General features: G+C 69.3%; 16 protein-coding genes, 1 tRNA gene and 1 pseudogene. 7 read left to right on the forward strand and 11 right to left on the reverse strand.

Translation table 11 applies throughout. The features are described from left to right. From K933_RS06820 to K933_RS06835, 4 genes and pseudogenes are all read right to left on the reverse strand, one after another. Positions 1–423: pseudogene (locus K933_RS06820) on the reverse strand (energy-coupling factor transporter transmembrane component T family protein); the annotation flags it as partial. Between the two features lie 3 nt (positions 424–426). Further along, positions 427–1,143, reverse strand: a complete 717-nt coding sequence (locus K933_RS06825; RefSeq protein WP_023393967.1) for an energy-coupling factor ABC transporter ATP-binding protein — start codon at positions 1,141–1,143, stop codon at positions 427–429. Positions 1,144–1,150: 7 nt separating this feature from the next. Beyond that, entirely contained in the window at positions 1,151–1,741 is a 591-nt protein-coding gene (locus K933_RS06830) for a biotin transporter BioY (RefSeq protein WP_049947679.1), read from the reverse strand. A gap of 131 nt (positions 1,742–1,872) precedes the next feature. Further along, positions 1,873–3,570: an NADH-quinone oxidoreductase subunit D gene (locus tag K933_RS06835; RefSeq protein ID WP_023393969.1), complete on the reverse strand. Its 1,698-nt coding sequence runs from the start codon at positions 3,568–3,570 to the stop codon at positions 1,873–1,875. A gap of 89 nt (positions 3,571–3,659) precedes the next feature. Between K933_RS06835 and K933_RS19205 the strand changes: the two genes are divergently transcribed. Both K933_RS19205 and K933_RS06845 read left to right on the forward strand, forming a co-directional pair. After that, positions 3,660–4,325: a helix-turn-helix domain-containing protein gene (locus K933_RS19205; RefSeq protein WP_023393970.1), complete on the forward strand. Its 666-nt coding sequence runs from the start codon at positions 3,660–3,662 to the stop codon at positions 4,323–4,325. Positions 4,326–4,438: 113 nt separating this feature from the next. Next, the gene (locus K933_RS06845; RefSeq protein ID WP_023393971.1) at positions 4,439–5,101 is read left to right on the forward strand and encodes a TIGR00266 family protein; all 663 of its coding nucleotides are present in this window, start codon (positions 4,439–4,441) and stop codon (positions 5,099–5,101) included. A gap of 45 nt (positions 5,102–5,146) precedes the next feature. Here K933_RS06845 and K933_RS06850 read toward each other — a convergent pair whose 3' ends face one another. The 5 genes from K933_RS06850 to K933_RS06865 all read right to left on the reverse strand — a co-directional run bounded on the left by K933_RS06850 (position 5,147) and on the right by K933_RS06865 (position 8,825). Further along, complete coding sequence (locus K933_RS06850) at positions 5,147–5,935, reverse strand: N-acyl homoserine lactonase family protein (RefSeq protein WP_049947680.1); 789 nt, start codon at positions 5,933–5,935, stop codon at positions 5,147–5,149. A 97-nt stretch (positions 5,936–6,032) separates the two neighbouring features. Further along, positions 6,033–7,046 carry a zinc-dependent alcohol dehydrogenase family protein gene (locus tag K933_RS06855; protein WP_023393973.1) on the reverse strand — a complete coding sequence of 338 codons (1,014 nt, stop codon included), beginning with the start codon at positions 7,044–7,046 and terminating at the stop codon, positions 6,033–6,035. A 93-nt stretch (positions 7,047–7,139) separates the two neighbouring features. Beyond that, entirely contained in the window at positions 7,140–7,427 is a 288-nt protein-coding gene (locus K933_RS06860; RefSeq protein ID WP_049947681.1) for a hypothetical protein, read from the reverse strand. A 397-nt stretch (positions 7,428–7,824) separates the two neighbouring features. Next, positions 7,825–8,631 carry a hypothetical protein gene (locus K933_RS17890; RefSeq protein WP_152529770.1) on the reverse strand — a complete coding sequence of 269 codons (807 nt, stop codon included), beginning with the start codon at positions 8,629–8,631 and terminating at the stop codon, positions 7,825–7,827. Positions 8,632–8,750: 119 nt separating this feature from the next. Beyond that, positions 8,751–8,825, reverse strand: a tRNA-Glu gene (locus K933_RS06865). A gap of 208 nt (positions 8,826–9,033) precedes the next feature. On the opposite strand from K933_RS06865, the gene K933_RS06870 reads away from it, so the two are divergent. Further along, positions 9,034–10,281, forward strand: a complete 1,248-nt coding sequence (locus K933_RS06870; protein ID WP_023393975.1) for a CaiB/BaiF CoA transferase family protein — start codon at positions 9,034–9,036, stop codon at positions 10,279–10,281. Positions 10,282–10,320: 39 nt separating this feature from the next. Here the strand turns inward: K933_RS06870 and K933_RS06875 are convergent, their stop codons facing one another. Further along, positions 10,321–10,845: a DUF7344 domain-containing protein gene (locus tag K933_RS06875; RefSeq protein ID WP_023393976.1), complete on the reverse strand. Its 525-nt coding sequence runs from the start codon at positions 10,843–10,845 to the stop codon at positions 10,321–10,323. Between the two features lie 193 nt (positions 10,846–11,038). On the opposite strand from K933_RS06875, the gene K933_RS06880 reads away from it, so the two are divergent. Both K933_RS06880 and K933_RS06885 read left to right on the forward strand, forming a co-directional pair. Further along, a complete protein-coding gene (locus K933_RS06880; RefSeq protein ID WP_023393977.1) occupies positions 11,039–11,380 on the forward strand; it encodes a CHY zinc finger protein in 342 nt (113 codons plus the stop codon). Between the two features lie 150 nt (positions 11,381–11,530). Beyond that, positions 11,531–12,277 carry a ThuA domain-containing protein gene (locus K933_RS06885; protein ID WP_023393978.1) on the forward strand — a complete coding sequence of 249 codons (747 nt, stop codon included), beginning with the start codon at positions 11,531–11,533 and terminating at the stop codon, positions 12,275–12,277. 67 nt (positions 12,278–12,344) lie between these two features. Here K933_RS06885 and K933_RS06890 read toward each other — a convergent pair whose 3' ends face one another. Further along, positions 12,345–12,902: a metal-dependent hydrolase gene (locus K933_RS06890; RefSeq protein WP_023393979.1), complete on the reverse strand. Its 558-nt coding sequence runs from the start codon at positions 12,900–12,902 to the stop codon at positions 12,345–12,347. Positions 12,903–13,077: 175 nt separating this feature from the next. On the opposite strand from K933_RS06890, the gene udk reads away from it, so the two are divergent. Next, positions 13,078–13,767 (forward strand): uridine kinase, encoded by a 690-nt coding sequence (gene udk, locus K933_RS06895; protein ID WP_023393980.1) that lies wholly within the window; start codon positions 13,078–13,080, stop codon positions 13,765–13,767. 18 nt (positions 13,768–13,785) lie between these two features. Beyond that, complete coding sequence (locus tag K933_RS17895) at positions 13,786–14,043, forward strand: hypothetical protein (RefSeq protein ID WP_152529771.1); 258 nt, start codon at positions 13,786–13,788, stop codon at positions 14,041–14,043. Positions 14,044–14,124: the final 81 nt, after the last annotated feature.

A 14,124-nucleotide genomic window follows, 5' to 3' on the forward strand; every position in this document is an offset into this window, starting at 1 on the left:
GACGCCCACCCCGAGAGTGCGCCCCGCGCGACCGGGGACCAGCCACGCCACCGCCGCCTCCGACTCCCGGACGGGGGTCGTGCGGACGTACGCCACCGCGAGCGCGAGCAACAGCAGCGTCCGATACGACGCGAGCGCTGGCGGCAGCGCCGCGGCGGGCGCGACCCACGGCGCGCCGAGCCGTACGGTCTCCACCAACGGTCCCGCGACCAACAGCGGGAGCGCCAGCCGCACCTCGCCGAGCGCGGCGACCGGCGAGAGCCGACAGCACGCCAGCGCCACCCCGGCGACGACCGTCAGCACGGCCAGCCCGCGGGGGGTGGCGTGCGCGAACCCCGCGGCCGCGACCCCGGCCTGAAACAGGAGCTTGCCCCGCGGGTCGAGGCGGTGGCCGAGCGAGTCGCCCGGGGCGTAGCCGAGCACGGGTCAACCGGACTCCCCGGCGCCGGGCGCGCGGACCGGGAGCCCGCCGAGCGCCTCGAACGCCGCCGCGGGCGGGGCGTCGACGGCCACCCGGCCGCCGTCGAGGACGACCACCCGGTCGGCGAGCGACCCCAGCCCCCGGAGGTCGTGAGTGACGACGACGACTCCCGTCCCCTCCCGGTTCAGGTCGCGGAGCCGTGCGAGCACCCGGTCGCGGGCGGGGGCGTCGAGCCCCGCGAACGGTTCGTCGAGCACGAGGTGGGTCGGCTCCATCGCCAGCGCGCCCGCGATGGCGACACGGCTCCGCTCGCCGCCCGAGAGTTCGTCGACGCGGGCGTCCTCTCGCCCGCCCATTCCGACCGCCGCGAGCGCCGACTCGACCCGCCGGTCGACGGCCTCGCGGGGGAGACCCAGGTTCTCCGGGCCGAACGCCACGTCCGCGCCGACCGTCGCGGCGACGAACCCGTCGCGCGACTCCTGGAACGTCATCCCCACGGCGGTGCGCGCCGCGACCAGGTCGTCGCCGACGGGCGTCCCGTCGACCAGCACCTCGCCCGCGTCGGGCGTCAGGAGGCCGTTGAACTGGCGGACCAGCGTCGTCTTCCCCGAGCCGTTCGCGCCCGCTAGCACGACGAACTCGCCGTCCGGGAGCGACAGCGAGACGCCGTCGAGCGCGACGGCGTCCCCGTATCGGTGGAGGAGGTCGCGTGTCTCTATCACGTGACGCTCACCGCGCGGCCGCCGCGTCGCTCCGGACGATGGCGACGCAGGCGGCGGCCTTCAGCGCCTCCGCGGGGACGAACGGGAGCGCGGCGGTCACCAGCGCCGTCCGGACGCCGACGTTCCCGACGAGCACGAACCCGGCCGTCCCGAGCGCGTAGATGACGACCGTCGCCGCGGCCATCCCGCCGACCAGCCGTCCGAGCCCCGCCGTCGACGGGTCGCGGAGGTCGCCGACGCCGTGGACCGCGAGTCCGACGACGCCCGCCGCGGGCGGGTACGACCAGAGGTAGCCGGCGGTCGGGCCGAGCAGCGAGCCGAGTCCCGCGCCGCCGCCCGCGAAGACGGGCGCGCCCACCGCGCCCGCGACGAGGTACAGCGACAGCGACGCGAACCCCCACACCGGACCCAGAAACGCGCCCGCGAGGAAGACGCCGAGCACCTGCAGCGTGAAGGGGACCGACGTGACGGGGAGCGTGAACGAGACGTACGCGAACGCGCCCGTCAGCGCCGCGAACAGCGCGGCGCGCGCGAGGTTGCCGACCGTCTCCTCGCCGACGAGCGCCACGTCCTCCGAGCGAGTGTTCGTGCGGGTCACACGCCCTCGTCAACCGAGTCCGAGAAGAGGTTTACGAAGTCGGACCGGCGTCCGCGGTGTGAGCGTGCGGGCCGAGTTGGAGGGCCGGAGTCCGGCGGGTCCGAGTCGGAGCGGCCGTCGACCGGGGCGGCTCAGCGGTCGACCTCGCCCATGATCGTATCGAGGCTGCCGAGCGAGGCGATCAGGTCGGGCACGTACTCGCCCTCCGAGAGTTCGGGGAGCGTCTGGAGGTTCGAGAAGGAGGGGCCGCGGATCTTGAACCGCGCGGGCTCGTCGGTGCCGTCCGCGCGGATGTAGATCCCGAGTTCACCTTTCGCGCCCTCGACTGCTCGGTACACTTCGGTGTCGTCGTCGGGCTTGAGCGTTCGGGGGACGTTCGACTGGATCGTGCGGTCGTCCTCCGGCCACTCCTCTAGGAGGTCGACACACTGGCCGACGATCTTCGCCGACTCCTCGACCTCGCGCATCCGGACCAGTAGACGAGCGTAGTTGTCACAGCCGTCCTCGGTGACGACGTCCCAGTCGAGTTCGTCGTAGTAGCCGTACGGGTCGTCCCGGCGGAGGTCGTAGTCGACCCCCGACCCGCGCGCGACCGGCCCGGTCGCGCCGTACTCCTTCGCCACTTCCGGCGGCAGGACGCCCGTATCGACCGTCCGCATCTGGATGACCTCGTTGGCGGTCAGCAGGTCGTGGTACTCTTCGAGCGCCTGAGGCAGGTCTTCGAGGAAGTCGCGCGTCTTCTCGAAGAACTCCTCGCGGGGTTCCGGGAGGTCCCAGACGACCCCGCCGAGTCGGAAGTAGTTGAACATCAGTCGCTGGCCCGTGAGGTCTTCGAGGATGTTCTGGACCTTCTCGCGGTCGCGGATGGCGTACATGAACGTCGCGGTGAAGTCGCCGATCACGTCGAGCGCGTACGCGCCGACCGCGAGCATGTGCGAGAGGATCCGCGACAGTTCCGCGCCCATCGTGCGGACCACCTGCGCGTACTCGGGCACGTCGATATCCGCGAGGTCCTCCGCGACGCGCGCGTACGCCCACTCGTTCAGCAGGCCGGCGCCGCCCCAGTCCCAGCGGTCGGGGTACGGCATGATCTGGTGGCGGTAGGTGCCGCTCTGCGCCATCTGCTCTTCACACCGGTGGATGTACCCCAAGTCCGGGTCGGCGTCGACCACCTGCTCGCCGTCGAGCGTCACCTCGACGTGGAGGACGCCGTGGGTCGCCGGGTGGTGCGGCCCGATGTTGAGCAGCATCGTGTCCCGCCCGGCGTCGCCGGCCGCACCGCCCTCGACCCGCCCGTCCTCGTCGAGGGGGTTGGCGTTCTCGACGAACGGGACGATCTGGGGTCGGTTCTGGTCGTAGTCGCGCGACAGCGGGTGTCCCTGCCAGGTGTCGGGGAGGAGGATCCGTCGGAGGTCGGGGTGGTCGTCGTACTCGATGCCGACCAGGTCGTACGCCTCCCGTTCGTGCCAGTCGGCCGTGCGGAACACCGGTTCGGCGGATTCGGAGACGGGGTTCTCGCGGTCGGTGGGGACGACGACGCTCACCTCCTGGGTGGGGTCGTCGTACTTCTTGAGGTGGTAGATCGACTCGTACCGGTCTTCGTACTCCTGGGCGGTCACACACGAGAGGTGGTCGTACCCCGCCTCGCTCTTCAGCGTCGAGAGCGTCTCTTGGACCGCGTCCGGCCGGATCACGTACCCCGGCGCGTTGAGATGCTCCTCCCGACCGATCACGCTATCGCCGAGCAACTCGCCGATCTCGTCCGCCGAGCGCTCCGCGTCCGCGGTTCGCGCCTCCCGGGTCGGCTCCTCGGGGCGTTCGAGGCTCACACCGGACGACTCGGCGCGGCCGACCAGTCGGTTCTGCCGCGTGGATGCGGTCCTTTATGTGAGGGGCGTCGTCACCCCCCGGACGAGCCATGAAGTACCTCCGGTTGACCCTCCGTTTCTCCGGCGACGCCCTCCACCCGGTCCACGAGTTCATCGACCGCCACGACGGGGTCGAGCGCGACCTGTTGCTCCACGGCAACACCGCGACCGACGGCTGGGACACGTTCCTGTTCTACGTCGACGGCGAGCGGGAGCCGTACGAGGCGGCGCTCGAATCCGCCGAGCAGGTGGTCGACTACGACCTCACGTCGTTGGGCGACGGCTCCTTCTACGCCTACCTCAAACAGGAGGAGAGTTCGATCGACGACCAGTTGTTCGGGCTGTTCTCGCGGACCGGCATCATCCTGGTCCCGCCGGTGGAGTTCGTCGAGGGCGGCCGCGCCACCCTCACGGCGCTCGGCGACCCCGAGGTGCTCCAGTCGACGCTCGACGACCTCCCGCCGGAGGTGAGCGCGTCCGTCGAGCGGATCGGCGAGTACGACGGCCGGCAGGCGGCGTTCGACCCCGGCTTGACCGACCGCCAGCGGGAGGCGGCCGCGGCCGCCGTCGACCGCGGCTACTACGCGGTCCCCCGCGAGTGTGGCATCGAAGACGTGGCCGCCGCCCTCGACTGCTCGACCGGCACCGCAGCCGAACACCTCCGGAAGGCCGAGCGGAACGTGATGTGCGCGCTCGTCGAACTCCGGTCGTTCTGAACGCCGAGCGCGCCCCTCTCGGGGGCCCGCCGCACCGCGTCCGGGTCGAGCGTCGGTCACGCTCGCCCCGGCGAACCCCAACGTACAACTGGGGGGGTCCGTCACCGTCGCGCATGGAGTTCGCCATCGAGAACGGTCCGAGCAACGCCGTGGTGACCGCCACCCTCGACGCCGACGAGTCGGTCGTGGCCGACCCCGGAGCGATGATAACCCGGAGCGAGTCGGTCGACAGCGACACCCGGGGCACCGCCGAGGGCGCCACCGGGATGATCAAGAGCGCGCTCAGCGACGAACTCGACGTGACGGAGACGGTGTTCACCGCGACGGAGGCGGGCGGGACGGTGACGCTCGGCCCGGACCTCCCGGGCGACATCGGTCGGATCGACCTCGCGGAGACGGGGCGCGTGAAGGTCCAGTCGGGCGGGGTGGTCGCGTGGACGCCCGACGTCGAGAAGTCCTCCGTGGCGAACGAGGCGGGCAACTTCTTCTCGTCGGGCGAACTGACGGTGCTCTCGCTCGACGGGTCGGGGACCGCGTTCCTCTCGGCGTTCGGCGCGCTCCGGAGCCGCGAGGTGTCGTCCGACGACCCGGTCGTGGTCGACGAGGACCACCTGCTCGCGTGGACCGACGGACTCGACGTCTCGCGGACGAAAGACTCCAGCGTCAAGTCGACGCTGCTCGGCGGCGAGGGGTTCGTAACCCGCTTCGCCGGCGACGGCCGCGTCTGGATCCAGACGCGCGACCCGCTCGTGATCCGCGGCACCGGCTCGCAGTAGGCCGGCGGGCGGAGCGTTCTTGCGCCCCGCGAGCGCGCAGCGCGGTCAGTACGTCCCGGCCAGTTCCTCGAACCGGTCGAGGTCGTGGCCGTACAGCACGTCGGCGTCGTGTACGCGTTCGAGCTCCCGGACGGTTTCGAGGCTGTCGCGCCACGCGCGCTCGCTCCACAGCAGCCCCGGCCCGAGGGGGACGCCCTCGCGGTAGTTGGCGTCGACGTAACACTCGTCGCCGGCTATCACGAGCGTCCCCGCGGGCGTCTCGACGCGCGCGCCGAGCACCCCGGGGGTGTGCCCCGGCAGGTGGACGAGTTCGAACCCGTCGGCGAGCGTGCGGCGGTCGCGGTGGACCACCTCCCAGGTGAGGTCGCGGTCGAAGTCGTCGGCGAGATACGCGATCGACCCCTCCGTGGTCTTCGCGGAGTAGTAGGCGAACTTCAACTCCTCCTCGTGGACGTACACGGGGACGTCCGTCCCCTCGAACGCCGCCAGCCCGCCCGCGTGGTCGAGGTGGAGGTGACTCGCCACCACCGCGTCGACGTCGGACAGGTCGTAGCCCGCGTCTGCCAGGTCGCCCTCCAGCGGGTGCTCGTCGGCGTCGTACGCCTCGAAGGCGTCGTACAGCGGGTCGGGCCACGACTCGGCGGCGTCGGCACGGCCGCCCGTGTCCCACAGGTACGTCGCGTCGTCGGTCTCTATCACCGCGTTCCAGACGACGAAGTCGATCCGCTCGTGGTCGGGGTTCGGGTCGTCGGCGGTGGCCATCGTGTAGCCGTCGATGACGGAGGCGACGTCGGCGCGGACGCGGCCGCGGTCGACGAGCGTGACCTCGGGCATACCCGACGCTACGCGGGCGGGGAGCATAAGCGGTCGGCGGCGCCGGCCGGCGGGCGGTGTCGGGCTCCGCCGAGGGGCGTCAGGTCCCGGGTCGGTCTCAGTCGACGCGCACGACGACCTTCCCCTGGTGTTCACCCGCTTCGACGTACCGGTACGCCTCGCGCGCCTCGTCGAACCCGAACGTTCGGTCGACCACGGGTTCGAGTTCCTCGACGGCCATCGCGCGGAGCATCCGGTCGAACATCGCGCGGCTGCCGACGCCCAGCACGCCCTCGACGGTCAGCGCCTTCCCGAGCGCGGGTGCGGGGTCGACTTCGCCGCCCTGCCCGGCGAGTACGCCGATGAGGTGGACGTGCCCGCCGACGGTCGCGGCCGCGAGCGACTGTTCGAGCGTCCCCGCGCCGCCCACCTCGATCACGTGGTCCGCGCCGCCGAGTTCCCGAACGGCCTCCCCCCACTCGGGCGTCTCCTCGTAGTCGAGCGTCGCCGCCGCGCCCAACTCCTCGGCGCGCTCGCGCTTCTCCGCGCTCGACGACGTGACGATGACCTCGGCGCCGAACGTTCGCGCGAACTGGAGCGCGAACGTCGACACCCCGCCCGTCCCGAGCGCGAGCACCGTCTCGCCCGCCCGCAGGTCGCCGTCCTCGACCAGCGCGCGCCACGCGGTCAGCCCCGCACACGACAGCGACGCGCCCCCCTCGTACGAGAGGTACTCGGGGAGCAGCGGCAGGCTCTCGGCGGGGAAGACGGCGTACTCCGCGAGTGCGCCGTCGACGTTACCGCCGGTCGTCCGCGCCGTCTTCTCGCGGGTCAGCCGGCCGTCGACCCAGTCGGGCGCGAACGGCGTCGCCACCCGGTCGCCCTCCGAGAGCCGGTCGACCCCCTCGCCCACCCCGACTACGTCGCCCGCGCCGTCCGACAGCGGGACGACCGGGAGCCGTGCCCCCGGATACGCCAACTCGGAGTTGGCGATGGCTAGGTCGCGGTAGTTCAGCGAGCACGCGCGCACCCGGACCAGCGCCTCCCCGGGTCCGGGTTCGGGCCGCTCGCGCTCGGTTCGAACCACGCCTTCGTACTCCGGTGTCGCCTCGCGCACCTCGTAGGCGTCCATCGACGGAGCCAGGGGCGGGACGGCCTTCGGTCCTCCGCTCGGCGGGCGCCTTGCCCGGTTCGGCGGCCGGGGACGGACCCGACGGCGATGGGCCTACCAGTCGTCGAACTCCTCGTCGGTCGTCTCGTCGAACCACTCGGCCGTGTGGCGCTCCCACTCGGCCGACTCCACCTCGAACGCGTCGTCGAGTCGCCACTCGCCGGCCGCGTCGTCGTACACCAGCGAGTAGAGCGTCTCCGGCGTCTGGACGTAGAAGTGGACGACGCCGTCGGCCGTCTCCTCGCGGACGAGCGAGATGCGGCCGGTCGTCGGGTCCTCGATGGCCTCGACTTCGGCGTCCAAGAGGGGTCGGTCCGGGAGGGAGTCGACGATGCTGCTCACGGCCGGGAACACGCTACCGCGGTCCTAAAGGAGTGGCGAAGGGCCGAGAAAACGGGAGTGCTCCGACAGGGATTCGAACCCTGGTCATTGCCGTGAGAGGGCTATCAATTACTTCGACCAAATATGGTCAAAGCACGAAAGACGAATAACGGGGAATAAGTCGGAATAGGTATCTCATTATTTCTATTCGACAATGAACGAAGGGATCCAGATAGAGCATATACTATTGAAGTCACTCTCTGGAGCGATCTACTACATCATCGGAAACATTGAGTAATAACTCTGCTTTGGAGCCGAGTCGCCAAATGGACGACCTCTCTGAGTTGCAAGTTACCCATGACAACTCTCCCATCTCCCTTAACCCCCGTCGAATGGTGTATCATTCTCTTTTCGAACATCAATTTCTTGAACACTTTCTATTTTTTTGGTCATCGACAATAAATGGAGATTTTAGAACCATAGTGAACGGATTTGTCTCGACAAGACTCTCTAACAGGTCGTCATTTTGGATGTAGACGAGCGAATCGAAGACTTCAGTTCGATAAGTATTGGAGGGGCCTTCGTAGACGATATTCCCGATAACTCGAACCTCATCTTCATCCAGATGTAGGTGATTATGTAAATTTGAGAAGGTATTATATTTACTCTTTTCTACACTTTTATCGTACCATTTGAAACCAAGAGGAGAACTCTCAACTACCTCTCTTTGAGAACCGGAAATAATGTGTGCATTAGTCTTATTTGTCCATCCAACATCTTCAATATCTATAAGTGTAAGTGGTTGCATGTTTTTTCCTGAAGAGTATTCATCGAAATCTCCTGTTTTCTCAGAGAACCCAATTATAGTCTCCAACTGAACGTTCCGGGCTGCACTGTTCCCCGAATTTGAAATTCGAATCTTAACCGAGTTTTCTTGACTCCCCTGCCTAAAACCATCAACATGCAAGACCGGTCGTTCAAGTTCTCTCTGGAAATCCTGCTGATCTTTTTGTATTTCCGACTGCCTCCAATAGAGTATTGCAAGTAGGCTCGTGAGGGCAAGACTCCCGAGTGCGTTAAACCAGCTGAGGAAATCGTCTCTCAGATGGAAGTAGAGCAGAATCAGTATCCCTGAGAGGATGAATCCCCCGAATCCCACGTCCTTGAGAGTAGGATTGACCTCAATGTCGTCTCGCAGTTTCTCGACCAAATCAATATCCAGCATACTCCCTCACGTTAGAGAGACGTAATAACAAGTCCGGGTTCAGTGGTCCTAGACTGTACCTGAACGCATGTACGTGAACCAGTTACCACTCGGACTGACATCTCGAAAAACGGGAGAAGTGCTCCGACAGGGATTCGAACCCTGGTCATTGCCGTGAGAGGGCAATATGATTGGCCGGACTACACTATCGGAGCGCGCCGCATCGCACCGCTCTGTGCACTCACCGGTAGTGGCGAGTTGGTTAAAACGGTGTCGTTTCGCGCCCGCCGTGCGGACGGTTCACGGGCGTCCCGGCTGGCGGTTCCGGTCCCGATTCCCGGTGCTGCGTCGGCGTCCCGGTCGTCCGGGTCTCGCGGCCGACCGGAACGCCACGGCTTTGCTCCCCCCGCCCGAGGGGGGCGCATGGTCGGAGAGGCGGAACATCCGACGGGCGAGACCGGCCCGCTCGACGGGATCAACGTGCTCGACGCCTCGCGCGTGCTCGTGGGACCGTTCTGTACGATGCAGTTGGGCGACCTCGGCGCCGACGTGGTGAAAGTCGAGCGCCCGGGGACGGGCGACCAGACGCGCGGGTGGCACCCGCCGCGGTACGGCGACGCCGACGAGTCGGCCTACTACATGAGCGTCAACCGCAACCGGCGCTCGGTCACGCTCGCGCTCGACACCCCCGAGGGCCGCGACGCCTTCCGCGAGTTGGCGCGGGAGGCGGACGTGCTCGTCGAGAACTTCCGGGTCGGCCGGATGGACGAGTGGAACCTGGGGTACGCGGACCTCCGCGCGGACAACCCCGGGCTGGTCTACTGCGCGCTGTCGGGGTACGGCGAGTGGGGACCCGACCGCGACCGCCCGGCGTACGACATCGTGATGCAAGCGGAGGGCGGGTTCATGTCGTTCACCGGCGTCGACGGCGGGCCGCCCGTCCGCATCGGCGTCGCCCTCGCGGATATCGGCGCGGGGATGTACGCGGCGCAGGCGGTGTTGGCGGCGCTGTTCGAACGCGAGCGGAGCGACGACGGCGCGGGCCAGAAGGTCGACGTGAGCCTGCTCGACGGGCAGGCGGCGTGGACCTCCTACATGGCGACGAACTACTTCGCCACCGGCGACCCGCCCGGGCGGATGGGGAGCAAACACCCGACCATCGCCCCCTACCAGGCGTTCGAGACGGCCGACAGCTACGTCGTCGTCGCCGTCGCCTCCGAACCCATCTGGGAGCGGTTCTGCCGCGCGCTCGACCGGCCCGACCTGTACGCCGACGAGCGGTTCGAGACCAACAGCGCCCGCGTCGAACACCGCGACGAACTCGACCCGTTGCTCGACGCGGCGCTCGCCGAGCGCTCGACGGACGACTGGCTCGACCGGTTCGACGCCCACGACGTGCCCGCGAGCCGCGTCAACAGCGTGGCGGACGTGTTCTCGCACCCGCAGGTGCTCGCGCGGGGGATGCGCGCGAGCGTCGACCACCCCACCGCGGGCGAGGTGGAGTTCCCGGGCAGTCCGATGCAGTTCTCGCGGACGCCCGCGACCGTCCGCCGCTACCCGCCGCGGCTGGGCGAACACACCGACGAGGTGCTCCGCGAAGTCGGCTACGACGACGAGGAGATAGACGCGCTCTACGCCGCGGGCGCGCTCGGCGACCGGTTCGAGGGGTGAACGCGGCGCCCGCCCGCCGGCCGTGGCCGGGCGGTGAGGCTACTCCTCGTCGCTAGTCCCGTCCGCCTCGTCGTTCCTTCCGTCCGCCCGGTCCTGCCTCCCCTCGTCGTTCCGGTCGCCCGCGTCCGCCGCGCCGTCGACCGGGTCGTCGCTCGCCCCGTCGCCCGCGCCGGCCCCGTCCTCGACCAGGCGGGCCATCGCGTCGAGCGCGGCGAGGACGCGGTCCGCCGCGGGTCCGGCCGAGACGGCGTCCGCCTCCGCGTCGAACGTGACCACGCCCCGGTCGGCCAGCCGCGGAAGGTGGACGTGATAGAGGGCGGCGGACGCCCGGTCGCGGGCGGTCGCGTCGACCGCGGACGGCGCGACGCCCTCCTCGATGGCCGCGACTCGCGCGGCGAGGTCGGACAGCGGCCACCGGTCGCGCTCGGAGAGCAGGTAGCAGACCGCTCGCCGGGTCGGGTTGGCGAGCGCGTCGTACACGGTGTCGAGTCGGAGCACCGCCTCGGGGAGTACGGGGAGTACCGGGCCGGACGCGTCGCCGTCCGTCCCGTCTCCGTCGTCCACGCCCGCCCCGTTGTGTACGACCCCACAATAGTACGTCCGTGCTACCCGCGACCCCCCTAGTATGCTCACACAGATCGTCCCCGAGACCGAGTTAGCACCCGGTTTTCCGCCTACCGTCGGCCGTGTCGGCGGCGTAAGCCGAGCGTACTCGGTCGCCGAACCGCTTTTGCCGCGGGCCCGCGTCGCCCAGCCCGTGTCCGCACGCCGCGTCCGCGGGGTCGAGGTACGGGGGGTCGACGTGGGTCCGGAGACGCGCTGTGCCCACTACGCGGGCGAGCGGGACGTGATCGCCCTGCGGTTCGGCTGCTGTGAGCGCTACTACCCGTGTTTCGCGTGCCACGAGGCGGTCGCCGACCACGACGCCGAGCCGTGGCCGCGGGCGCGTTCGGACGAGCCGGCGGTGCTGTGCGGCGTCTGCGGCGCGACGCTGACCGTCGACGCCTACCTCGACGCCGGGTTCGTCTGCCCCGCCTGCGACGCCGCGTTCAACCCCGGCTGTGCGGCCCACCACGACCGCTACTTCGAGCGCCCGTAGCGGCGACGCCACCCCGGCGCCGGCGCGGACGAACGAGCGGCCGGCCGGCACACGCGAGCGGAACGGCGGCCGCGGAGTCGGGGGTCGCCGCGAGTCGCACGGCGCTCCGGGGCGCGTGGTTTTTCGTACTCGCCGTGGGAACCGCCGGGTATGACGACAGTGACCGTCTGGAACGAGTACCGACACGAGCGGGAACACGACGTCGTCGCGGACCTGTACCCCGACGGGATCCACGCGACCATCGCGGACGCGCTCGAAGACCGGGGGTTCGAGACGAACACCGCGACGCTCGACGAACCCGAACACGGGCTGACCGAGGAGGTGCTCGACGACACCGACGTGCTGACGTGGTGGGGACACGCCGCCCACGACGAGGTGGACGACGAGGTGGTCGACCGGGTGCAACAGCACGTCCTCGACGGGATGGGGCTGATCGTGCTCCACTCGGCGCACCTCTCGAAGCCGTTCCGCCGGCTCATGGGCACGAGCGGTTCGCTGAACTGGCGGGAGGCCGCCGAGACCGAGCGGGTCTGGACGATCGAACCCGGCCACCCCATCGCCGACGGTATCGGCGACTACTTCGAGGTGCCCGACGCGGAGATGTACGGCGAACGGTTCGACGTACCCCAACCCGACGACCTCGTGTTCACCTCCTGGTTCGAGGGCGGCGAGGTGTTCCGGTCGGGCTGCTGTTGGACCCGCGGGAACGGCCGCGTCTTCTACTTCCGGCCGGGCCACGAGACGTACCCCGTCTACCACCAGGAGGAGGTCCGGCGCGTCCTCGGCAACGCCTGCGAGTGGGCGGCCGACGCCGCCGACGCCCCCGGTCCGTCCGTCTCGAACCGGTCGGAGCCGATCGAGGATATCGACTCGGACGACGAGCGGTCCGTCCACTGACGGCGGCGCCGCTCGGCGGGACCGTCCGTGGCTCGCGGCAGCGTCCCCACCGACCGCACGCCCGCGCTCACCGCCCGGCGACCGCCGTCGCGCCCGCCCGTGCCCACGAGACGAGGAGGCCGACCCCCGGACAGCCGTCGCGGTACCAGACGACCAGGGTGAGAGCGCTGAGTGCGACCCCGACGGCGAGTACGGGCGTCAGCGAGAGGTTCAGGAAGAACTCGACGAAGCTCCGCCCGTGTTCGGGTTCGACCGGGTAGACCGGCCAGAGCACGAACGTGAGGTCGCCGACGTCGCCGGCGAGGAGCGACCCCCACGAGTCGCCGACGAGGTGGGAGCCGACGCCGACCGCGAACGCCGCGACCACGCCCCTGCGGGCGGGCGAGGCGACCGTCCACAGCAGCGCGACCAGCGGAACGAGCACGAACACCGAGTGGCCGACCGACCGCCCGGAGGGGACGACACCCAGCGTCCACGCGCCGGGCTTGTCGACCAGGTCGGGGAACTGCGTCCCGACCGCGAGCGCGAGCGTCGGCGCGTCCGCGGGTCCGCGCTCGGGGTCGCCGAGTCGGAGGAGGAGGTGATACAGGAGGTAGCCGAGGGCGAGGTGACCCCACGGGAGCATTGAGCGTACCTGCGACACCTGGGAGCATAGGACTGTCGTCACGCCGAGAGGTCGGCCCGGCCCGCGGCGTCGGCGGGACTCGTTGGCGGCGACGACGCGAGGCGGCCGACGGGCTCTCCCCCGCGTTCGGCGCGGTCCGATGCGTTGAAACCGTCGGAGGCCCCGATACGCGCCAATGACTTACCCCTCGTTCGTCGTCGGTATCGCCGGGGGAACCGGCGCTGGTAAGACCACCGTCACGCGACTCGTCACCGAGAACGTCGCGGACGCGGTGACGCGCATCCCGCTGGACAACTACTACGAGGACCTCTCACACCTCGATATCTCCGAACGGGCGGAGGTCAACTACGACCACCCCGACGCGTTCGAGTGGGAACTCCTCCGGGAACACCTCGAAGCGCTCCTGTCGGGGCAGTCGGTCGAGATGCCCCAGTACGACTTCGAACTCCACAACCGCAAGGAGGAGACGCTGACGGTCGAGCCGACGGACGTCATCGTGCTCGAAGGGATCCTCGCGCTGTACGACGACGAGATAAACGACATGCTCGACCTCCGGCTGTACGTCGAGACGGACGCCGACGTGCGGATCCTCCGACGGATCGAACGCGACGTGATCGAACGCGGCCGCGAGTTGGAGGGCGTCATCGACCAGTACCTCTCGACGGTGAAGCCGATGCACGAGCAGTTCATCGAACCGACGAAGAAGCACGCCGACCTGATCATCCCGGAGGGCGCCAACTCGATGGCGGTCAACCTCCTCGAGGAACGACTGCGCAACGAGGTGGAGGGCGACTCGACGCGGACGTGGGAGCGGGAGGCGCTCGAACAGCGAGTTACGGGCGTCCGTCCCAACCGCGAGAAGTAGACTGGGGAGGGGACGTAGATGGAGACGGAGACGGAGGTAGCGGAGACGGAGCGAACAGCGGTAGCGGTAGACGGCGACGGGACGCGACGCGAACCCGCGTGGGCCCACGCCCGCCACCGAGGGCACCGCGTCGCCGCCTACCGAACCGGAGTGGGAGGCGTCCGCGTTCTCGGCCGTGCCGGACGGCTCCTCAGTCCCCGCCTCCCGGACCCGAGGGTCGTGGTGTACTGGACGGACCTCTCGCCGGTTCGCTCGTCGGCCGAGTCACCGAACTGACGAGTCGTCCGCGCGTCGTGGAGGGCACCCTGTCCGTCGCCGTCGGCCGCCCGAAGAGCGCCCGCCGACGCGGGGGAGGGG

Source organism: Candidatus Halobonum tyrrellensis G22 (assembly GCF_000495475.1).
GTDB lineage: Archaea > Halobacteriota > Halobacteria > Halobacteriales > Haloferacaceae > Halobonum > Halobonum tyrrellense.